At 59.1% G+C, this 18,635-nt stretch carries 24 protein-coding genes; 10 read left to right on the top strand and 14 right to left on the bottom strand.

Features of this window, described 5'->3' with window-relative positions; genetic code table 11:
- Nucleotides 1-83: 83 nt before the first annotated feature.
- The 4 genes from G9Q84_RS13185 to G9Q84_RS13170 all read left to right on the top strand — a co-directional run bounded on the left by G9Q84_RS13185 (nt 84) and on the right by G9Q84_RS13170 (nt 1,899).
- On the top strand, nt 84-299 hold the full coding sequence (locus tag G9Q84_RS13185) for a hypothetical protein (protein ID WP_003191339.1): 216 nt from the start codon (nt 84-86) through the stop codon (nt 297-299).
- Nucleotides 300-370: 71 nt separating this feature from the next.
- Nucleotides 371-1,066: an AzlC family ABC transporter permease gene (locus tag G9Q84_RS13180; protein ID WP_181643484.1), complete on the top strand. Its 696-nt coding sequence runs from the start codon at nt 371-373 to the stop codon at nt 1,064-1,066.
- Nucleotides 1,063-1,374 (top strand): AzlD domain-containing protein, encoded by a 312-nt coding sequence (locus G9Q84_RS13175; protein ID WP_032885717.1) that lies wholly within the window; start codon nt 1,063-1,065, stop codon nt 1,372-1,374. Before G9Q84_RS13180 ends, G9Q84_RS13175 begins: the two co-directional genes overlap by 4 nt.
- Nucleotides 1,375-1,545: 171 nt before the next feature.
- Nucleotides 1,546-1,899 (top strand): hypothetical protein, encoded by a 354-nt coding sequence (locus G9Q84_RS13170; protein ID WP_032885716.1) that lies wholly within the window; start codon nt 1,546-1,548, stop codon nt 1,897-1,899.
- 144 nt (nt 1,900-2,043) lie between these two features.
- Here the strand turns inward: G9Q84_RS13170 and G9Q84_RS13165 are convergent, their stop codons facing one another.
- The 11 genes from G9Q84_RS13165 to G9Q84_RS13115 form a co-directional block, all read right to left on the bottom strand.
- Entirely contained in the window at nt 2,044-2,748 is a 705-nt protein-coding gene (locus G9Q84_RS13165) for a YoaK family protein (RefSeq protein ID WP_032885715.1), read from the bottom strand.
- A gap of 69 nt (nt 2,749-2,817) precedes the next feature.
- Nucleotides 2,818-4,440 (bottom strand): ABC-F family ATP-binding cassette domain-containing protein, encoded by a 1,623-nt coding sequence (locus G9Q84_RS13160; protein ID WP_181643483.1) that lies wholly within the window; start codon nt 4,438-4,440, stop codon nt 2,818-2,820.
- A gap of 124 nt (nt 4,441-4,564) precedes the next feature.
- Nucleotides 4,565-5,593, bottom strand: coding sequence for a DNA topoisomerase IB (locus G9Q84_RS13155; protein ID WP_032885714.1), 1,029 nt, complete (start codon nt 5,591-5,593; stop codon nt 4,565-4,567).
- A 72-nt stretch (nt 5,594-5,665) separates the two neighbouring features.
- Nucleotides 5,666-6,745, bottom strand: coding sequence for a molybdenum ABC transporter ATP-binding protein (gene modC / locus G9Q84_RS13150; protein WP_122757660.1), 1,080 nt, complete (start codon nt 6,743-6,745; stop codon nt 5,666-5,668).
- A 5-nt stretch (nt 6,746-6,750) separates the two neighbouring features.
- A complete protein-coding gene (gene modB, locus G9Q84_RS13145; RefSeq protein ID WP_032885713.1) occupies nt 6,751-7,431 on the bottom strand; it encodes a molybdate ABC transporter permease subunit in 681 nt (226 codons plus the stop codon).
- Nucleotides 7,432-8,190 (bottom strand): molybdate ABC transporter substrate-binding protein, encoded by a 759-nt coding sequence (gene modA, locus G9Q84_RS13140; RefSeq protein WP_095184717.1) that lies wholly within the window; start codon nt 8,188-8,190, stop codon nt 7,432-7,434.
- A 117-nt stretch (nt 8,191-8,307) separates the two neighbouring features.
- Nucleotides 8,308-9,366: an NAD(P)H-dependent flavin oxidoreductase gene (locus G9Q84_RS13135; RefSeq protein WP_181643482.1), complete on the bottom strand. Its 1,059-nt coding sequence runs from the start codon at nt 9,364-9,366 to the stop codon at nt 8,308-8,310.
- A 106-nt stretch (nt 9,367-9,472) separates the two neighbouring features.
- Nucleotides 9,473-10,519, bottom strand: a complete 1,047-nt coding sequence (gene ada, locus G9Q84_RS13130; protein ID WP_181643481.1) for a bifunctional DNA-binding transcriptional regulator/O6-methylguanine-DNA methyltransferase Ada — start codon at nt 10,517-10,519, stop codon at nt 9,473-9,475.
- Between the two features lie 75 nt (nt 10,520-10,594).
- Complete coding sequence (alkB, locus tag G9Q84_RS13125; RefSeq protein ID WP_122765182.1) at nt 10,595-11,260, bottom strand: DNA oxidative demethylase AlkB; 666 nt, start codon at nt 11,258-11,260, stop codon at nt 10,595-10,597.
- Nucleotides 11,261-11,264: 4 nt separating this feature from the next.
- Nucleotides 11,265-11,429, bottom strand: coding sequence for a hypothetical protein (locus G9Q84_RS13120; RefSeq protein ID WP_095184721.1), 165 nt, complete (start codon nt 11,427-11,429; stop codon nt 11,265-11,267).
- 25 nt (nt 11,430-11,454) lie between these two features.
- Nucleotides 11,455-11,757, bottom strand: a complete 303-nt coding sequence (locus G9Q84_RS13115) for a DUF1883 domain-containing protein (RefSeq protein WP_181643480.1) — start codon at nt 11,755-11,757, stop codon at nt 11,455-11,457.
- 213 nt (nt 11,758-11,970) lie between these two features.
- On the opposite strand from G9Q84_RS13115, the gene G9Q84_RS13110 reads away from it, so the two are divergent.
- Nucleotides 11,971-12,324, top strand: a complete 354-nt coding sequence (locus G9Q84_RS13110; protein ID WP_032885707.1) for a hypothetical protein — start codon at nt 11,971-11,973, stop codon at nt 12,322-12,324.
- 22 nt (nt 12,325-12,346) lie between these two features.
- Complete coding sequence (locus G9Q84_RS13105; protein ID WP_032885706.1) at nt 12,347-12,577, top strand: hypothetical protein; 231 nt, start codon at nt 12,347-12,349, stop codon at nt 12,575-12,577.
- A 7-nt stretch (nt 12,578-12,584) separates the two neighbouring features.
- On the opposite strand, the gene G9Q84_RS13100 is transcribed toward G9Q84_RS13105, so the two are convergent.
- Nucleotides 12,585-12,866, bottom strand: coding sequence for a hypothetical protein (locus G9Q84_RS13100; protein WP_032885705.1), 282 nt, complete (start codon nt 12,864-12,866; stop codon nt 12,585-12,587).
- Nucleotides 12,867-13,009: 143 nt separating this feature from the next.
- Nucleotides 13,010-13,195, bottom strand: a complete 186-nt coding sequence (locus G9Q84_RS13095; protein WP_003191311.1) for a hypothetical protein — start codon at nt 13,193-13,195, stop codon at nt 13,010-13,012.
- Between the two features lie 309 nt (nt 13,196-13,504).
- Between G9Q84_RS13095 and galU the strand changes: the two genes are divergently transcribed.
- Nucleotides 13,505-14,344 carry a UTP--glucose-1-phosphate uridylyltransferase GalU gene (gene galU / locus G9Q84_RS13090; protein ID WP_003212579.1) on the top strand — a complete coding sequence of 280 codons (840 nt, stop codon included), beginning with the start codon at nt 13,505-13,507 and terminating at the stop codon, nt 14,342-14,344.
- Between the two features lie 99 nt (nt 14,345-14,443).
- The gene (gene gorA, locus G9Q84_RS13085; RefSeq protein WP_181643479.1) at nt 14,444-15,802 is read left to right on the top strand and encodes a glutathione-disulfide reductase; all 1,359 of its coding nucleotides are present in this window, start codon (nt 14,444-14,446) and stop codon (nt 15,800-15,802) included.
- On the opposite strand, the gene G9Q84_RS13080 is transcribed toward gorA, so the two are convergent.
- On the bottom strand, nt 15,803-16,810 hold the full coding sequence (locus G9Q84_RS13080; protein ID WP_181643478.1) for a DNA-binding protein: 1,008 nt from the start codon (nt 16,808-16,810) through the stop codon (nt 15,803-15,805).
- A 170-nt stretch (nt 16,811-16,980) separates the two neighbouring features.
- Here G9Q84_RS13080 and G9Q84_RS13075 point away from each other — a divergent pair, with 170 nt between their 5' ends.
- The gene (locus G9Q84_RS13075) at nt 16,981-17,913 is read left to right on the top strand and encodes a site-specific integrase (RefSeq protein WP_179178952.1); all 933 of its coding nucleotides are present in this window, start codon (nt 16,981-16,983) and stop codon (nt 17,911-17,913) included.
- Nucleotides 17,914-18,046: 133 nt separating this feature from the next.
- Complete coding sequence (ahpC, locus tag G9Q84_RS13070) at nt 18,047-18,610, top strand: alkyl hydroperoxide reductase subunit C (protein ID WP_032885701.1); 564 nt, start codon at nt 18,047-18,049, stop codon at nt 18,608-18,610.
- The last annotated feature ends 25 nt before the right edge of the window (nt 18,611-18,635 follow it).

Below are 18,635 nucleotides of genomic sequence, written 5' to 3'. Positions count from 1 at the left end.
AAATCAACCACAAGTGATTGAAATTAAAATGAAACACGAATGTCCTAAAGTGCCCGCCCATTGCTGAAGAAGGAAGACCCCGCGTGACCCGTGCCACTCGTAACCTGCGCAAGACCCTGGATTCCGTCGCGGAAAATAACGAAACCGCGGCGTTTGACCTGATGCGCGCCGTCGAAAAGCTCGGCGATGAAGTGCTGCGTCAACGCTTGCTCAATACGATTCATCGTCTGAACCAGGACGCCTACGAATTGCGTGAAGCTCGCGACTCGGTGGAGCAGGTCTCTGTAAAGCTCGCTTGAGCAAGATCGTTCAAGACAACTCCCTGATTACGCTGGCATGCTTGTCGACTGTCTGTCGATGAGCCGTCTCCATGCCTACTGCCTTACCTCATTACGCCTTCGCTCGCGGCGCCATCGCCGTTATTCCCCTGTCCCTGGCGTGTGCCCCTTGGGGGCTGCTGGCCGGCTCCATGGCCATCGATGCGCAATTCACCCCGCTGCAGGCCCAAGGCCTTTCCGCCATTGTGTTCGCCGGTGCTGCGCAACTGGTTGCCATCGGGATGGTCAAGAGTGGCGCCAGCCTGATTTCCATCGTGCTGACCACCTTGCTGCTGACGTCCCAGCATTTGCTGTACGGCATGCATATGCGCCCCACGTTGTCGGCACTTAATAGCCGTTGGCGCATGAGCCTGGGGTTTCTACTGACCGATGAGTTCTTCGCACTGGTCAGCCACTATGATCGCCAGACCTTCAATCGCTGGTATGCCTTGGGCGTCGGCCTGACGTTTTATATCGCCTGGAACCTGTTCGCCCTGGCCGGTATCGTGTTGGGCAAAAGCATTCCCGGTCTTGATCAACTGGGCCTGGAATTTTCTATTGCCGCGACGTTTATCGCTCTGATCACTCCCGTTGTGCGGGATGTGCCGACCGTGGTCTGCGTGGCGGTGTCACTGCTGTGTTCGGTGTGGCTGAGTTTCCTGCACTGGGAGTCAGCGGTGGTGGTGTCCGGCGTGCTGGGCATGAGCGCAGGGTTTGTCTGCAAGCGATTGGGAGTAGGGCAGCGATGATTTACCTGATGATTGTGGCCATGGGCCTGGTGGTATTTCTCAACCGCTACCTGTTTATCGAACCGCGCCTGCCGGTGCGCCTCAACCGTGGGGCGCGGGAGTTTCTCGGGTTTGCCGTGCCGGGGATGCTGACAGCGATTTGCGGGCCAATTATTTTTCTCGCTGACCATCAGCTCAACCTGAGCCCGGCCAACCCCTATTTGCTGGCGGGTATCAGTGCGGTCGCGTTGATGTTCTGGACGCGCAATGTGCTGCTCACGGTGCTGCTGAGCATGGCGTTGTTCTATCTGTTCCGTTGGTGGCTCTGACGCGAAGGCAAAAAAAAGCCCGCGGGAGGGCGGGCAGAAGGGAGACTTCTAAAAATGAGCCAAGCCACTATAGATGGCACGCTCCTGCGTCACAGTGAAACAAAGTTCATCCAGGCGTCAGTCAGCTGCGCGGCAATGCTACAGTCGCGCTTTTTTAATGGAGGCGATGGCATGTACAAGGTGGTAATGGGCGCATTGGTATTGGCAGCACTGACCGGCTGCGCAGGTTCGAAGATGAACGAAGCCCGTTCGGGAGCCCCCTACAAGACTCTGGCATCGGACAAGGCCACCCTGGTGGTTGCCGAGTGCATCCAGTTTGGCTGGCAGGATGAAAGCGTGTTTGGCGTCGATGCCGGCGGCTTCAAAGAGCCGAACGGGGCGGGTGGTTTCACCGTCTACACCACCGGTGGCGATTACTTCGTCGACGTGCAAAGCGCGGGTGCCGGATCGTCCGTCAAATACTACGCCGCCGAGGATGAGATGCCCGCCAAGCGTCGTTTGGCCGCGCTGGCGACTTGTCTGTAGTCCCTTGCCTTAGTCTGTTTAGGAAACGCCCGGCGGGACAGCCGCCGGACATTCGCTTATCATTCTCACTGCTCGCCCGGCTTGATGGCTCTTTACCAGTACAAGGACGTCGAGGCCAAATTGTCGGGCGAGCATCTTTTCCCCTTATCGCGGCATGAAACCCAAGTGCCAGCGACGAGGGATCTTCAGTGACACCACCCCCAACACCCCAGCCAACACAGCGCTGACCAGCAACGCCTTCAGGCCCATCTGCTGCTCCAGCAACGCGCCGATCACGGCCCCCACAAACATCCCGCCCCACGGGATCAACTGCACCCGCCAGCCATTGCGACGCTCGCCCAGCATCCAACGCCCCAGGCCACGGCCAAAACGAGACAACGCACCCGTGACGTAGGTAAGGCCTACGGGCAAACCGTTGACCTCTTCGACGGCCGCATTAAGCATGCCCATTGCAATGATGGCTGCCAGCAACGCGGGCAAGGTATCGTCTGACGGCCACAGCGCGCCTGCGCACAACAACGCAGCAATACACAGCAGCAAAGGTAGTGCATGCCGCTTGCCAAAACGACTCACTACTACGCCCAATGCGTTGCCGACCACGAAGGTGGCGACCAGCAATAACAATCGCGCCGTCAGCCCCAAGTCCCCGGCACTGATTGCCACCGCAAGGCGCGTAGTGTTGCCGCTCATGAACGAAACGAAGTCGCCGCTGGCCATAAAACCGATGGCGTCGGTCATGCCCGCCAGCACCGAAAGACTGGCCACCAGCATCATGCCGACCCGGCCGCGCCAACGCTGTCGATGGGCAAGTGCAGCATTGACGTAAGGCTTTCGGGACGAAGGCAGCATAGGACCGGGCTCCACGGTGAGATTATCCGGCCACTACGGTAGGGCGCTTTGACCACGCATGCAATGACCTCAGACAGCTTCCAGGCGCCAGCCCTCCTGCGTCCAGTTCAAGCGGTGCGTCGGCCCGATCGCCTGCACAAACGCCTCATCATGAGACACCACCACCATCGCTCCGCTAAACCCTTGCAGCGCCTGCTCAAAAGCCCTCACCGATTCCAGGTCCAAGTGATTGGTAGGCTCGTCGAGCAGCAACAGTTGCGCGGGCACGTGGCGCCACAGGGCAATCGCCATCGCGGCTTTCAAACGTTCGCCGCCGCTGAGTTGCACCGCGGGTTGTGTCACGCGCAGGGCGTCCAGTTGCAGCAAGGCCAGGCGCGCACGCAACTCGGCTTCGGTCAGCGGCGTACCGAGCAGGTTGAGCTGTTCGATGATCGAGCGCTGGTTGTCCAGCAGGGTGAGATGCTGATCAATGTAGGCACTGGGCACGTGCACGCGGCATTGCCCCGTGACCGCTTGCCATTGGCCAGCCAACAGCTTGAGCAGCGTGGACTTGCCGCAACCGTTCGGCCCATGCACCGCGACACGTACCGGGCCTGTGAGGTGCATGTTGACGCACCTCGCGGGCAGCCACGGCAGTTGGGCATCGATTAAGGTCGCGACTGTGCGCCCGCTGGGCACCGTCGACGCCGGTAATGCGAGCAACGTTGTTGACTCATCCTGCACCCGCTCGTAAGCCTGGCGCACGTGGCTGTCCAGATCTTCTTTGCGGTGCCGATGGGCGCTGCGTACGGTGCTGACGATTTGTGTGGCTGCGCCTTTCCAGCGTGCCTTGGTGAAACGGTCAATGTTGGCGACTTGCGCCTGCTTGCGGGAGTGGGCTGCGTTGCGTTGCAGGCTGTCGTGGTCCTTTTGCAGGCGCTTGCGTTCGCGGCTGCGCTCCAGGCGTGCGTGCTCCAATGCGGCGACAGCGGCCTGCTGTTGGTTGTCTCGTTGCACGCGATAGGCATCGTAATTACCGCCATACACCCGCACGCCGAGGGGCGACAGCTCGATGATGCGCCCCAGGCTATTGAGCAACTGCCGATCATGGCTGACCACCACCAGGCCGCCACGCCAATCAGCCAGAACCCGCAGCAGCCACGAGCGGCCTGCGCTGTCGAGGTGGTTGGTGGGCTCATCAAGCACCAGCAACTGCGGCGCAGACAACAGCGCACCGATCACCACAACCCGCGCCAGTTGGCCACCGCTGAGTTGCTCGGCAGGCGTGCTGGCACTCAGCTGTGACAACCCCGCTGTATCCAAAGCGCTGCGTAAGCGGTCGGCGAGGTCCCAGCGTTCATTGATCAATGCCAGATCTTCCACGCTGGCGGTGCCTTGGGCCATGCGCTCCAACGCCGCCAAGGCGTCTGCGATTCCCGTGAGTTGGGCGACGGTATCCCCCGGTTCGACGACAACCGCCTGTGGCACATATGCCACGTTTGGCGGGCGATCCAGCGCGCCGGAGGAGGGTGAAAGCAACCCGGCGATCAGCTTGGCGAGAACACTTTTGCCCCGGCCATTGCGCCCCACAATCCCGGTGGGCGTAAGGTCGATGGACAGCGTGAGGTCTTCCAGCAGGGTTTCGCCGTTGGCGAATTGGAAAGATAGGTGTTGCAGGGAAACCAACGCGGGCAGCCGGTTGACGTGAGTCATCAGCACCTCCAAAGCAATGTCGAACAGGCCAACAAGCACGCCAGGCGGCTCGTTGCAGGTACATTCTGGAAGGCTTAGTGGTTCACGTCGGCGGTCATCCCATGGGGCAGAAAGGAGACAGAGCCTAACTCGCCTTGGCGAGCTGTTCAAGGAACATGGCCAGTGCGACTTCCTCAGCCTTGAGCCCTTTGCGCACCCGAGGCTTGGGTAAGGTGTGCAGTTCGCCCAGGCTGAAATGCTCCAGCACTGCCGGATGGATATAGCACTTGCGGCACACTGCCGGTGTATTGCCCAACTGCCGGGCCACGTCCTTGACCATGGCCACCACATGCCGTTTGGCGTCGGATTCGGGCTGCCACTCCAACTCACGCAACACGGCGAGCGCCATGGCGGTGCCGGCCCAGGTGCGATAGTCCTTGGCGGTGAAGTCGGCGCCGGTGAGGCTGTGCAGGTACGCATTTACATCATGGGAACTGACGGTGCGCCGCTCGCCGTCTTCGTCCAGATACTGAAACAGATCCTGCCCGGGCAATTCCATGCAGCGCTTGACCACATTCGCCAAGCGTCGATCCTTGACGCTGACCTGATGCTCCACGCCGCTTTTGCCGCGAAACTGGAACTGAATCTCGCTGCCCTTGACGTCCACATGGCGGTTACGCAGCGTGGTCAAACCGTAGGACTTGTTGTCGCGTGCGTACTGGGTATTGCCGACTCGGATCAAGGTGGCGTCCAGCAGCATCACAACCGTGGCCAGCACTTTTTCTCGGGTAAAACCGGGTTCGGCCAGTTGCGCTTCCAGCTGCTTGCGCAGCTTGGGCAGTGCGCTACCGAACGCTTGCAGGCGTGAGTATTTGTCGGTGTCGCGCACTTCGCGCCAGCGTGGGTGGTAGCGGTATTGCTTGCGTCCACGGGCGTCGCGTCCGGTGGCTTGCAGATGGCCACGCGGGTCGGCGCAGATCCACACGTCGGTGTAGGCGGGCGGGACGGCGAGGGCGTTCAGACGTTTGATTTCGTCCTTGTCTGTGATGCGCTCAGCCTTGGCATTGAAATACTGGAACTTGCCGCGCACATGTTTGCGGCGAATGCCGGGCTGGGTGTCGTCAACGTAATGCAGGTCGCGGGGCAGGTCGGCGGGGATCGCGGAGTCAGGCATAGCGGGTTCCTTGGCAACAAATCAGGCCGGTATGTCTGATTGACCACAGCGTTTTGCGGTCGTGCCAAATGGTTACGCCAGTACCGCGACTGCCTTGATTTGTGCCCACAGCGTCTGGCCAGGATGCAGGTGCAACTGGTCGCGGGAGAAGCGGGTGATGCGCGCCAGCAGGGGCGTGCCCTCGGCTTCCAGGCGTACAAGTACGTGGGCGCTGTTGTCTGCGGGTATTTCCTGGATGACCGTTACCGGCAAGCGGTTGAGGATGCTGCTCGGTTCCGATCCTTGCAGGCTGAGGCTGACGTCTCGCGCCTGCACCTTGACCCGCAGCGCTTTGCCCACGGCCAGCGGTGCATGGGCCACGCGCATGGACAGGGCGCTGTCGGGCAGATGCAGCGTCAGCAACTGATAGTCCGCGTCATAGGCACTGACGGTGCCGTTGATCACCACGCCGGCATCGTCGCCCCGCGCCAACGGCAGGTCGAGCCGCGCCAGGGTTTCGCCGATCGGGCCGCTGGCCAACGCCTTGCCGTCACTGAGCAGCACGATGTGGTCGGCCAGGCGCGCGACTTCATCCTGGGCATGGCTGACGTACAGCACCGGGATGTCCAGTTCGTCGTGTAGGCGTTCCAGGTAAGGCAGGATTTCATTTTTTCGCTGGCTGTCGAGGGCGGCCAACGGTTCATCCATCAACAGCAGTTTCGGGCTGGTGAGCAAGGCGCGGGCGATGCCGATGCGCTGGCGTTCACCGCCGGACAAGTGCTGGGGGTTTCGCTCAAGTAGGTGACCGATCCCCAACAGCTCCGTGGCCTGGGCCATGTCCACCCGGCGCTGCTGGCGGGGAATGCGTTTGAGACCAAACTCCAGGTTGGCCCGCACCGACAAATGCGGGAACAGGCTGGCCTCCTGAAACACATAACCCAGCGCGCGCTTATGAGGCGGTACGAACAACCCGCTGCGGCTGTCTTGCCAGACGTCATTGTTGACCTGGATAAAACCGTCGGCGGCGCGCTCCAGCCCGGCGATGCAGCGCAGGCAGGTGGTCTTGCCGGAGCCGGAATGCCCGTACAGCGCGGTGACACCACGCCCTGGAAGATGGAGGTCCACCTCCAGGGCAAAGCCGGAATAGTTGAGTTGCAGGCGTACATCAATCATCGACATCAGCTCCAGCCCATCTTGGTTTTACGGCTGGAGTAGAGCGCCAGCAACACGAGGAACGCGAACACCACCATGGCGCCGGCCAGCCAATGGGCCTGGGCGTATTCCATGGCTTCAACATGGTCGTAGATCTGCACCGAGACCACGCGGGTCTTGTCCGGGATATTGCCGCCGATCATCAGCACCACGCCAAACTCACCGACAGTGTGGGCAAATCCGAGGATCGAGGCAGTGATAAACCCCGGGCGCGCCAGGGGCAGGATGACCGTAAAGAATGTATCCCATGGATTGGCGCGCAAGGTCGCGGCCACTTCCAATGGGCGAGTGCCGATGGCGGAGAAGGCGTTTTGCAACGGCTGCACCACGAACGGCATGGAATAGATCACCGAACCAATGACGAGCCCGGCGAAACTGAAGGTGAGGGTGCCCAGGCCGAGCCATTGGGTGAACTGGCCGAAGTAGCCATGGGGGCCCATGGTCAGCAGCAGGTAAAAGCCGATTACCGTGGGTGGCAACACCAGCGGCAGGGCCACTATCGCGCCGATGGGACCGCGCCACCAGGAGCGGGTGCGCGACAGCCACAGGGCAATTGGAGTGCCGATGACCAGCAGGATCACGGTGGTCAGTGACGCCAGTTTGATGGTCAACCAGATAGCGGAAAAATCGGCACTCGATAGGGGCATTTATTTGGCCAGCTCGTAACCGTAGGACTTAATGACGGCAGCGGCTTTCGGCCCTTTGAGGTACTCGACCAGCGCTTTGGCAGCGGCGCTGTCTTTGCCTTTGTTGAGGATCACCGCGTCTTGTTTGATCGGGTCGTGCATGGCTGCGGGGACAATCCACGCCGAACCGCTGGTGACTTTGCCGTCTTTATAGATCTGCGACAAGGCGACAAAACCCAGCTCTGCGTTGCCGGTGGACACGAACTGGAATGCCTGGGTGATGTTCTGGCCTTCGACGAGCTTGTCCTTGACCTTCTCGGTCAGGCCTTCTTTCGCCAGTACTTGGGTCGCGGCCAGGCCGTAAGGTGCGGCTTTCGGGTTGGCGATGGACAGGTGCTTGAAGTCGTTTTTCTTCAGGACTTCACCCTTGGCGTCCACATAGCCGTCTTTGGCCGACCACAGCGCGAGGGTGCCCACGGCGTAGGTGAAGCGCGTGCCTTTGACGGTGTCGCCTTCGCTTTCGAGTTTTTGCGGGGTGGTGTCGTCGGCGCTGAGGAACACTTCAAACGGGGCACCGTTCTTGATCTGGGTGTAGAACTGCCCGGTCGCGCCGTAGGCAGCAACCAGCTTGTGGCCGGTGTCTTTTTCGAAGTCGGCGGCAATAGCCTGGATCGGCGCGGTGAAGTTGGCGGCGACGGCCACTTGCACCTCATCAGCGTGGGCGGAGCCGAAAGAGAATGCAGCGACCAGCAAGGCAAGGCGTGAGGCGTGAATCATCATGAAGCAGCTCCTTGGGATGTACGGCTTGTTCTAGGGAGAAGGGCTAACCGCTATGTATTGGAATATATAGCGGTTAACCATCCCCGGTACAGCGCAAAGTTGCCACCTATTTCTGGGCTATTTAAGTTTGGCCAGCGTTTGTTCGGCCAGTTCGCGGGTCAGGTCGTAGGTCGTCATGTCTTTGCCAAGGCGCAGTGCCTGGCCTGACCACAGGTTGCTGAAACCCGCTTCATCCTTGGCCTTGAGGGGCATCAAAGCGCCGCCAGCACGCGGAAACGCGGGTGCTGCCGGGTTGATTGCACCCAGTTCACGCATCACCCGGTTGACGATGCCTCGCGCCGGACGGCCGGTGAACAGGTTGGTCAGCGCAGTTTCGCTGGCCTGTGCGTGACGCAGTGCGCGGTGATGGGACGCGCTGACCGTCGCTTCAGGCGTGAATAAATACGCTGTGCCGATTTGTACCGCGCTCGCCCCCAAGGCAAACGCCGCGACAATACCCCGTGCATCGCCAACACCACCGGCGGCAATCACTGGCACCTTCACGGCGTCGACGATCTGGGGTAAGAGGGCGAACAGACCTATCTGCGTGTTGAGGTCATCACTGAGGAATAATCCTCTATGCCCGCCGGCCTCGCTGCCCATGGCGATAATTGCGTCGCAACCGTGCTGTTCAAGCCAAACGGCCTCTTCCACTGTGGTGGCCGACGACAACACCCGGGCGCCGGTGGCTTTTACCCGGTCCAACAAGGATGTTTCCGGCAGGCCGAAGTGGAAACTGACGACTTCGGGTCGGAATTCTTCCACTACCCGGCAGGCAGCGTCGTTGAACGGGGCGCGGTCACTGACAGGGGGAGGCGCTTCAAAGTCAGCGCCCAATTCACGGTAGTAAGGCTCCAGCAACGCCTTCCAGCGGCGATCCCGCGCTTCATCTGCTTCGGGCGGCTGGTGGCAGAAGAAGTTGACGTTGATAGGGCGGGCGTTGGCGTGGCGAATAGTGGTCAGCGCCTCGCGCAGTTGCTCGATACTCAGTGTCGCCGCAGGCATTGAGCCGAGTGCACCGGCTTGGCAGGCCGCAATGACCATTGCAGCGGTAGTGGCACCGGCCATGGGCGCCTGAATGATGGGCAGGTCGATGCCCAATAGGTCGAGAATGCGCGTGTCTGGCCAGTTGCTCATGGGGTGCGTCTCCAGCGATCGTCGGACTTTTCGCTGTTTTAGCAGGGCATCCGCTGTGCGGCCAGTCCGTTTTATTCACTGGACGACGTTGCGTTTTCGTGCGGGTTTAGTGGTCGCGTTCACGGTCGAGCAATTGCTGCTTGCGCTCAACGCCCCAGCGATAGCCGGAAAGATCACCATTGCTCCGTACCACGCGGTGACACGGAATCGCGACCGCCAAACAGTTAGCGCCGCAGGCCTGGGCTACAGCCCGGAACGACTTGGGCGCGCCAATGCGCTCGGCAATTTGCCCATAGCTCGCGGTGTCGCCTACCGGTATATCGCGCAACGCCTGCCAGACCCGTTGCTGGAATGCGGTGCCGCGCAGGTCCAACGGCAAATCCAGCCCGAGGGCGGGTGCCTCGATGAAACCTACGACGTGTGCGATCAGCTGTTCGAAGTTGTGGTCGGCTCCCACCAGGTCAGCGTTGGGAAACTGGTCTTGCAGGTCACGCACCAGTTGGTCCGGCTCATCCCCTAGCAGGATCGCGCACACCCCGCGGCTGCTCTGGGCCACCAGAATCGAACCCAGTGAACATTCTCCGACAGCAAACAGGATTGCACTGTTGGTGCCGCCGGCCTTGTAGTCACTGGGTTTCATCCCCAGCAACTGGTCGGCTGATTCATAAAAGCGGCTATTAGAGTTGAAGCCAGCGTCGTACAAGGCATTGGTCACCGTCTGTTTTGCCTTGAGTCCGTTGCGCACTTTTTGTGAGCGATGTGCGCTGGCGTAGCCCTTCGGCGTCAAGCCGGTGACGGCTTTGAAGATCCGATGGAAATGGAAAGGGCTCAGCCCGGCGAGGGTGGCGAGGGTGTTGAGGTTGGGTGGGATTTCTGCCTGCTCGATATGGCGGCAGGCGTCGGCCACCCGTTGTGCGTCTTGCGCGGCCCGTTGAGTCTGATCACCGGCGGCGCGTTTGCTGGGACGATAACCGGCTGCTTCGGCCTGCGCGGGTGTGTCGAAGAATTCGATATTTTCCGGGCGCGGCAAGCGCGAGACGCTGCTGGGACGGCAATACACGCCGGTGGTTTTCACACCGTAGACGAACAGCGTGTCGGCCTTGGAATCACGGGCGAGTATCGCCGCCCAGCGCGGATCTTGTTCGGTAGTCATGTTCGGCACTCTTGACGGATCCCGGCCAGATTAGCCGTGCCGCGCCGGTCAGGCACTCCGAAGCTTGCGCTCAAATTAGCCAGCGGTGCGAAAAGTCAGGTTGATGCGTTGCGGGCCCATGATCGGGTGCACGCCTTCCTTGATCGGCATCACACCATGGAAACGCAGGCGGTCAACGCCGCCCCAGACAACCACGTCGCCATGGAACAGCGAGACCTTTTGGGTTTTGTCACTGCGCTGGTGTCCACCAAAAAGGAAAATCGCCGGTAACCCCAGCGAAACCGACACCACGGGCGCGCTGTACTGACGTTCATTCTTGTCTTGATGCAGCGACATTTTGGCGCCTGGTACGTAGCGGTTGATCAGGCAAGCGTCGGGCGCGAAGTCGATAAACCCGGCGTCTGCCGCCGCCAGGACGGCAAGTTGTCGCAAAACATCGGGCAGTGCCGGCCACGGTTGTTGACTGCGCGGGTCCAGCGGGCTGTAGCGGTAACCGCTGGTGTCGGTGGTCCAACCCAGGGCGCCGCAACTGCTCAGCGCCGCGGACATGGTGAAACCACCAGGGGTGACCATTTGCCGAAACGGGGATTGAGCCAGCACGCGCCGCAACTCGGGCAGAAGCCGCTCAATCCACGGCAGGGCGAAGCCCCGTAATACGTAGGACTGTTCACCAATTTGCTCGCGCCCTGCGGGTTGTTGCAAGGCGTCATCGGCGAAAAGGTCGGCTGTGGGGCCGGGCATGTTCTTACAGCGCCTTGCTCACGTTGATGTCGGTGATCACATCACTGGCATCATGGATTTTCGCCAAAGCCTGCAAGGCCTCTTCCACGCTGTTGGTCGTCAGTTGGGCGAACTCAAAGCGGCGTTCGCCGTTGAGTTTGTACTTGATTACGTATTTGGTGGTGGTCACGGTGATTTCCTGTGGCGTGTTCGAATCAGCTCAGCTTGGTGCTGGTGCGACGTACAATGCGAATCTTGTGGGACAGCGCGGCTTTGCGCGTAACGCTGATGGCGCGGCGGGTCACTACATCCAGGGTAATGTTCCAAAATCCGGTGCTGGGAGCAGTGATCTTGGCGGGAAACTTGTCGAACGCGCCGCCGTGGTAAGTGTGACGGCCGCCATTTTTAAAGCTGCGAAAATTCGCATCGCTCATCAGGCGGATATTGCAAGTCTGCGAGCATTCGATGACGACGATATCTCCCTCATTGAGGTGCTCGCGCTGGTGAATGAATTTCATGAGGGTGTCTCCAGAAGGGCTTTTTCTGAAAAATCAGAACGATACGTAGGTTAAGATGGAGTTTATCAGCCCCAGCGCGTTTATTATCGGCCTGTCTTCAACGTCGTCGACAATTTAAAACAGTTATTTACCGAGTAATCAGGGATAAATCCTACGTGGGCGGGAGAAAATTACCATCCCGGCTGTCGTAGGGTCTTTAAGTGGAGATTTTGTATGAAGTGGAGTGTGTTGGTTCTGGCCTTGGCGATAGGTGGGTGTGCTTCGGTTGCAGATATCAAGCAGACCCCACCGACGCTGGCGGTCATTTCCGGGAAGAAACCCCAGGAATACGCCGCGTGTGTGGTTCGGAAACTATCTACTACCCGCCGGCCGCCCCAGATCGAACCGCATAAGGACGGTGGCGTGCAGGTGATCGTTCCACAGAAGTTCTCGGCCGATCCTTCGGCGATTTTCGAAATTGACGAGCGTTCCAGTGGTAGCAGCATCAAGCTGTACGAGAGCATGTCCAACGTGCCGATCCGCCCGGGCGACGTAAAGAAGGCCGGGGAAGAATGCATTTCTGGCTGATGCCGTTGTGGAAAAATCAGATATGAAGCGTGAACACGTCCAAGCCCGGCATGCCGAGGGGCAAATCTCGGCGACCCATGTCATCCAGAATCCTGCCGACCTTGGCGAATGGATCGTGTTCTTCAAGAAAAGCGGGGGGCGCAGTTATTTCCTGGTCGATGATCAGGATGAGGTCGAATCCTTTGCCAGCCTTGATGAGCTGACCGAGATCCTAAGGGAGCTGGGCATCAAGTTTGCCGAGATCCACTTGTAGCCTGCAGTTACTTGCAGACCACCACCACACTGCGGTTTTTAAAATTGCCGACGTCCTGGCCCAAGGTCTTGTCGCTTTCCTTCAAGGATGGCGTGCCCTCTGTGCCGACGATGCGATAGCCGGTGCCTGCGCAGGAGGCGTCGGCTTTTTCGTAGCAGCTGGCCCAAGAGTTGGCTTCGCCGGAGCAGTCGATGGTCAGGCCTTGCTCGCCGTTTTTTAGGTAGACATCAGAAGTGGTGGTGCAGCCGGCAAGCGCCAGTACCGCAGTCAGTGCCAGAAGTTTGTTCATGAGTGTTCGTCGTCGAGGGTGTGGGAAGGGCGCTGACACTGTCGTGGGGCGTTTTCGGCAGATTATAGCTAACTGCCATCTAGGTACAGATAAACACAAAAAAAGCCCCTTAAATCGGGGGCTTTTTGCGTAGGCCTGTAGGCTTACTTGGTCTTCGGTCGTTTGCTCGACGCGTGGCCCGCTTCATCCACAAACACTTCGGCTACGGCAATCGCCATGCTCTCGGTCTCGAAAACGCCCGCGACGCTGTCGCCGTGGAAGTTGATCAGGTGCCAGCCGTCTGCTCGCTTGGTGATCAGGTAGCCGTTCACGCCTTTGGGTTCTGACATCTATTAACAATCTCGTGGTCTGGTTCAAGGTCATCATGATAGCGCCAAATGCCGAGCAGCCGCGCAAGTTATTCCAAGGCAGTGTTCCGGCCTTGAAAGCGTGCTAAAAGGGTTTACGCTCTTTTAAACAGGGGCGCGGGGCATTTTTTGCCGTGGCGGTGCAAACGTTCTTCGTAAGATAAGTGGAACTTACGCCGACATTTTTTCTCTATGTTGACATCGCAACGCCAGCAGGACCCATTGTAAGGTGACTGCGGCGTGATTAGACTGCGCCGAATTCCGTACGCACAGCCCTTTGTAAGGACTTATATGATCAAGAAATGCTTGTTCCCAGCAGCCGGTTACGGCACTCGCTTCTTGCCAGCGACCAAGGCCATGCCTAAAGAGATGCTGCCGGTGGTAAACAAGCCACTGATTCAGTACGGCGTCGAAGAGGCATTGGATGCCGGTCTGAACGAAATCTCCATCGTTACCGGTCGTGGTAAACGCGCCCTGGAAGACCACTTCGACATCAGCTACGAGCTGGAAAACCAAATCAAGGGCACCGACAAGGAAAAATACCTGGTCGGTATCCGCAAGCTGCTGGACGAGTGCTCGTTCTCCTACACCCGTCAGACCCAGATGAAAGGCCTTGGCCACGCCATCCTGACCGGTCGCCCGCTTATCGGTGACGAACCGTTCGCCGTGGTGCTCGCGGACGACCTGTGTGTGAACCTGGAAGGCGACGGCGTACTGACCCAAATGGTCAAGCTGTACCAGAAATACCGTTGCACCATCGTTGCGGTTCAAGAAGTTGATCCTCAAGAGACCAACAAGTACGGCGTGATCGCCGGTGACGACATTGGTGATGGCCTGATCCGCGTACGCGACATGGTTGAGAAGCCGGCGCCTGAAGATGCACCGTCGAACCTGGCGATCATCGGTCGTTACATCCTGACTCCGGACATCTTCAAGTTGATCGAAGAAACCGAGCCAGGCAAGGGTGGTGAAATCCAAATCACCGACGCCCTGTTGAAGCAGGCCAAAGACGGTTGCGTGATCGCGTACAAGTTCAAGGGTCGTCGTTTTGACTGCGGTGGCGCCGAAGGCTACATCGAAGCAACCAACTTCTGCTACGAGCACTTCTACAAGACTGGCAAGGCTTACTGATTCACGCTTGCCCGCTGCTAAAAAGCCACCTTCGGGTGGCTTTTTCGTTTTTCAGCCCCATGTAAGTCGGTATGCTGATGTCCTGCCGAGGAGAGTGAAATGGCCTACGATTTTGATCTGTATGTGATTGGCGCCGGTTCCGGCGGTGTTCGTGCGGCGCGCTTTGCTGCGGGCTTTGGCGCCAAGGTAGCCGTGGCGGAAAGCCGTTATTTGGGCGGCACCTGCGTTAACGTGGGCTGCGTACCTAAGAAGCTGTTGGTGTACGGCGCGCATTTTGCCGAAGACTTCGAGCAGGCCAGTGGCTTTGGCTGGTCCCTTGGGGAGGCGAATTTTGATTGGGCGACGCTGATCGCCAACAAGGATCGCGAGATCAACCGCCTCAATGGCATCTACCGCAACTTGCTGGTCAACAGTGGCGTGACCCTGCATGAAGGGCATGCGCGCTTGGTTGATCCACATCAAGTGGAGATCAATGGCGAGCGTTTCACCGCCAAACACATCCTGATCGCAACTGGCGGCTGGCCGCAGATTCCGGATATTCCAGGGCGTGAGCACGCCATCGGCTCCAACGAGGCGTTCTTCCTTAAAGAGCTGCCCAAGCGCGTGCTGGTGGTTGGTGGTGGTTATATCGCCGTTGAGTTCGCGGGTATTTTCCATGGGCTGGGTGCTAAGACGTCGCTGCTGTATCGCGGCGATCTGTTCCTGCGTGGTTTTGATGGTGCGGTGCGCAAGCACCTGCAGGAAGAGCTGACCAAGCGTGGCCTGGACCTGCAATTCAATGCCGATATCGAACGCATTGAAAAACAAGTCGACGGTAGTCTTAAGGCCACCCTGAAGGACGGTCGTGTGCTGGAAGCTGATTGCGTCTTCTACGCCACGGGCCGGCGTCCGATGCTGGATAACCTGGGGCTGGAAAACACAGGCGTCGAGTTGGATGAGCGTGGCTTTGTTCAGGTCAATGACCTGTACGAAACTACCGAAGCGTCAATCCTGGCTATCGGTGATGTGATCGGTCGCGTGCAGCTGACGCCGGTGGCGCTGGCTGAAGGCATGGCCGTGGCGCGTCGTTTGTTCAAACCTGAGCAATATCGCCCGGTGGATTACGCAATGATTCCGACGGCGGTATTCAGCTTGCCGAATATCGGCACTGTCGGCTTGACGGAAGAAGAGGCGAAAAAGAACGGCCATAAGGTGCAGATCTTCGAAAGCCGTTTCCGGCCAATGAAGTTGACCCTAACGGATTGCCAGGAGAAAACCCTGATGAAATTGGTGGTTGATGCCGACACCGACAAGGTGCTGGGTTGCCATATGGTCGGCCCGGACGCCGGTGAGATCGTCCAGGGCCTTGCGATTGCGCTCAAGGCCGGCGCCACCAAGCGTCACTTCGATGAAACCATCGGCGTGCACCCTACGGCGGCGGAAGAGTTCGTCACCATGCGCACGCCTGTGGCGGACTGATCAGGCTTTAGGCGTTGCCTCTGGCGCCGTTGCAACGACGGCCGCCAGTCGCAATGCCTCGATACTGGCCTGAGCCTTGATAAGGTCCAGTTCCAGGGTCTTGTTGGCGTGCTGGTGTTCGGTCAGTGCTTCCTGGCGTGACTGGCTTTCCAGCACGGCTACCCGCAGACGCTCTTGAAGCAGGGCGCGCTCGCTATCTATCTGGTTCATCTGTTCGCTCAGCTTCGCCTGCTGCGCTTGATCTTTGCGGGTTTGCTCCTGCAGCGTCGTCAATTCCTTCGCCGTCACCCGATGCTCGATCAGTAGGCGCTCGTTGTCGCGATGCAGTTGAGTGATCTCATCCTGGCGCACCATAGCGCTTTGTTGGGCCTGGCGCAGTTCCGCCTGTACCTGCTGCAGCTGGCCTTCATGGCGCCGCTGCTCCTGCTCGCGTTGCTCCTTGATTGCATTGCGGTAGTGCTCCAGCGCGTCGCGGGCGTGAAGGTGCTTTTCTTCCAGTGAGCGAATCTGTTCGTCCTTATCGCTAATCCTCAGCTCGTAATCACTGCACGCCTGGCTAAGCCCTGCATTACGGGTTTGCTCGGTCTGAAGGCTGGTACTGGCTGTTTGCAGCGCAGCGCTTTCTTCGGCCAGCGCCGCGGCCTGAATATCGAATTGCTGCTTGAGTTGGCCGTGGGCCTCTTGAAGCGCGTCGAGCTCGGCGAGTAGGGCGGCTTTCTGCTGTTCGAACTGCGCCAAGGCCAGGTCAATCGGCTCTTGAGCCTTCTCCTTTAAGCGCTGAGCCAGTCGCGAAACCAGTTCACCCAACTCGTCGTCAATCGGCGCTTCGGTGATGGTTAGGCGACTTTCGCTGTCGTCCAGCTCCTTCAGGTAGCGATGGATCGTGGTTTTCGAACCGGTATTGCCCATTTCGATGCGTACTGCGTCGATGCTTGGGTTCTCGCCGCGGGCAAGGATCGCCAGGCGTGCCGTTTGAACTACTGCTTTGTTTATGCCGCCGCGAGCCATGGGGTCTCCGTCGATTTAGTATTGTGGTACATGGTATGTATATACGTACTATATCACGAATATAAAGTCCTTAAAAATCAAGCTTTCTCAGATGGGATATTGGCGTATTATCCCGCGTCATAAGCGCTTCACGCGCAGAAACGCATGCCCGCAGTACGAATAGGCCTCCCATGAGCGATCTTGATCGTTATCTCAACGCTGCCACCCGCGACAACACACGCCGTAGCTACCGCGCGGCGATTGAGCACTTTGAAGTCAGCTGGGGCGGGTTTCTGCCGGCCACCAGTGACAGCGTGGCGCGCTATCTGGCGGCCCATGCGGGCGTGCTTGCGGTTAACACGCTGAAGCTGAGGCTGTCGGCGCTTGCGCAATGGCACACCAGCCAGGGGTTCCCCGACCCGACCAAAGCCCCCGTGGTGCGCAAAGTGCTCAAGGGTATTCGCGCCGTGCACCCTGTGCAGGAGAAGCAGGCCGAGCCATTGCAGCTCAAGCATTTGGAGCAGGTGGTTGCATCGCTTGACGCTGAAGCGCAAGAGGCAGCCCACGCACACGATCAGCCGCGCCTGCTCCGTGCCAAGCGCGACACCGCGTTAATCCTGCTCGGCTTCTGGCGTGGCTTTCGTAGCGATGAGTTGTGTCGACTGAGCATTGAACATGTTCAGGCCACACCCGGAACCGGCATCAGCCTGTACCTTCCGCGCAGCAAAAGTGACCGCGACAACCTCGGCAAGACCTATCACACGCCTGCGCTGCTGCGCCTGTGCCCCGTTCAGGCCTACAGCGAATGGCTCAGCGCAGCAGCGCTGGTGCGTGGTCCGGTATTCCGGGGCATCGACCGTTGGGGCAACCTGGGCGAGGAGGGCTTGCACCCCAACAGCGTGATCCCGTTGTTGCGTCAGGCGCTGGAGCGCGCAGGCATCGCCGCCGAGCAGTACACCAGCCATTCCTTGCGTCGGGGCTTTGCCACCTGGGCCCATCGCAGCGGCTGGGATTTGAAGTCGTTGATGAGTTATGTCGGCTGGAACGACATGAAATCCGCCATGCGCTATGTTGAAGCGACGCCCTTCCTCGGCATGACATTGGCGACTCAACCGCTGCTTTGAGATTTCTTCTATTAATACAGTCTCCTGATAGGGAAAACCAATCGTCAGCATCAGGTTTGCCAATGAGCCAGCGTCGGAAAGAGTGGGTAGGATTCACCCCATCAACTTCTTAACCCCTGACGGAGAGTCAACGATGCCTATCATCAACAGCCAAGTAAAACCGTTCAAAGCTACCGCGTTCAAAAACGGCAACTTCGTAGACGTGTCTGATGCTGACCTGAAAGGTAAGTGGTCGGTGTTCTTCTTCTACCCAGCCGACTTCACCTTCGTTTGCCCAACCGAGCTGGAAGACCTGGCTGACAACCACGCCGAATTCCAGAAACTGGGCGTCGAAATCTACAGCGTTTCCACCGACACCCATTTTGCCCACGCTGCCTGGCACAACACCTCGCCAGCCATCGGCAAGATCCAATACACCATGATCGGCGACCCAACCCTGACCATCTCCCGCAACTTCGACGTGCTGATCGAAGAAGCTGGCCTGGCAGATCGCGGTACGTTCGTGATCAACCCAGAAGGTCAGATCAAGATCGTTGAACTGAACGACGGTGGTGTTGGCCGTGACGCTTCCGAGCTGCTGCGCAAAATCAAAGCTGCCCAGTACGTCGCTGCCCACCCAGGCGAAGTGTGCCCAGCCAAGTGGAAAGAAGGCGAGGCCACCTTGGCTCCGTCCCTGGATCTGGTCGGCAAGATCTAAGTCTATGAAGCATCAAGGGCGGGTT

The organism is Pseudomonas sivasensis (assembly GCF_013778505.1).
Classification (GTDB): Bacteria; Pseudomonadota; Gammaproteobacteria; order Pseudomonadales; family Pseudomonadaceae; genus Aquipseudomonas; species Aquipseudomonas sivasensis.
Note: the sequence above shows the minus strand (reverse complement) of the source record. Positions and strands in the feature narration are given on the sequence as shown.

Coding starts and splice junctions, on each gene's coding strand:
- G9Q84_RS13165 (WP_032885715.1), bottom strand. CDS start 2,748: ATGCTGCCTTCGTCCCGAAAGCCTTACGTCAATGCTGCACTTGCCCAT.
- G9Q84_RS13095 (WP_003191311.1), bottom strand. CDS start 13,195: ATGTCAGAACCCAAAGGCGTGAACGGCTACCTGATCACCAAGCGAGCA.
- G9Q84_RS13135 (WP_181643482.1), bottom strand. CDS start 9,366: ATGAGCAACTGGCCAGACACGCGCATTCTCGACCTATTGGGCATCGAC.
- G9Q84_RS13160 (WP_181643483.1), bottom strand. CDS start 4,440: ATGACTCACGTCAACCGGCTGCCCGCGTTGGTTTCCCTGCAACACCTA.
- G9Q84_RS13105 (WP_032885706.1), top strand. CDS start 12,347: ATGAAGCGTGAACACGTCCAAGCCCGGCATGCCGAGGGGCAAATCTCG.
- modA (WP_095184717.1), bottom strand. CDS start 8,190: ATGATGATTCACGCCTCACGCCTTGCCTTGCTGGTCGCTGCATTCTCT.
- gorA (WP_181643479.1), top strand. CDS start 14,444: ATGGCCTACGATTTTGATCTGTATGTGATTGGCGCCGGTTCCGGCGGT.
- ada (WP_181643481.1), bottom strand. CDS start 10,519: ATGACTACCGAACAAGATCCGCGCTGGGCGGCGATACTCGCCCGTGAT.
- G9Q84_RS13115 (WP_181643480.1), bottom strand. CDS start 11,757: ATGAAATTCATTCACCAGCGCGAGCACCTCAATGAGGGAGATATCGTC.
- G9Q84_RS13075 (WP_179178952.1), top strand. CDS start 16,981: ATGAGCGATCTTGATCGTTATCTCAACGCTGCCACCCGCGACAACACA.
- alkB (WP_122765182.1), bottom strand. CDS start 11,260: ATGCCCGGCCCCACAGCCGACCTTTTCGCCGATGACGCCTTGCAACAA.
- G9Q84_RS13180 (WP_181643484.1), top strand. CDS start 371: ATGCCTACTGCCTTACCTCATTACGCCTTCGCTCGCGGCGCCATCGCC.
- G9Q84_RS13175 (WP_032885717.1), top strand. CDS start 1,063: ATGATTTACCTGATGATTGTGGCCATGGGCCTGGTGGTATTTCTCAAC.
- G9Q84_RS13110 (WP_032885707.1), top strand. CDS start 11,971: ATGAAGTGGAGTGTGTTGGTTCTGGCCTTGGCGATAGGTGGGTGTGCT.
- G9Q84_RS13080 (WP_181643478.1), bottom strand. CDS start 16,810: ATGGCTCGCGGCGGCATAAACAAAGCAGTAGTTCAAACGGCACGCCTG.
- modC (WP_122757660.1), bottom strand. CDS start 6,745: ATGATTGATGTACGCCTGCAACTCAACTATTCCGGCTTTGCCCTGGAG.
- G9Q84_RS13155 (WP_032885714.1), bottom strand. CDS start 5,593: ATGCCTGACTCCGCGATCCCCGCCGACCTGCCCCGCGACCTGCATTAC.
- ahpC (WP_032885701.1), top strand. CDS start 18,047: ATGCCTATCATCAACAGCCAAGTAAAACCGTTCAAAGCTACCGCGTTC.
- G9Q84_RS13100 (WP_032885705.1), bottom strand. CDS start 12,866: ATGAACAAACTTCTGGCACTGACTGCGGTACTGGCGCTTGCCGGCTGC.
- modB (WP_032885713.1), bottom strand. CDS start 7,431: ATGCCCCTATCGAGTGCCGATTTTTCCGCTATCTGGTTGACCATCAAA.
- galU (WP_003212579.1), top strand. CDS start 13,505: ATGATCAAGAAATGCTTGTTCCCAGCAGCCGGTTACGGCACTCGCTTC.
- G9Q84_RS13170 (WP_032885716.1), top strand. CDS start 1,546: ATGTACAAGGTGGTAATGGGCGCATTGGTATTGGCAGCACTGACCGGC.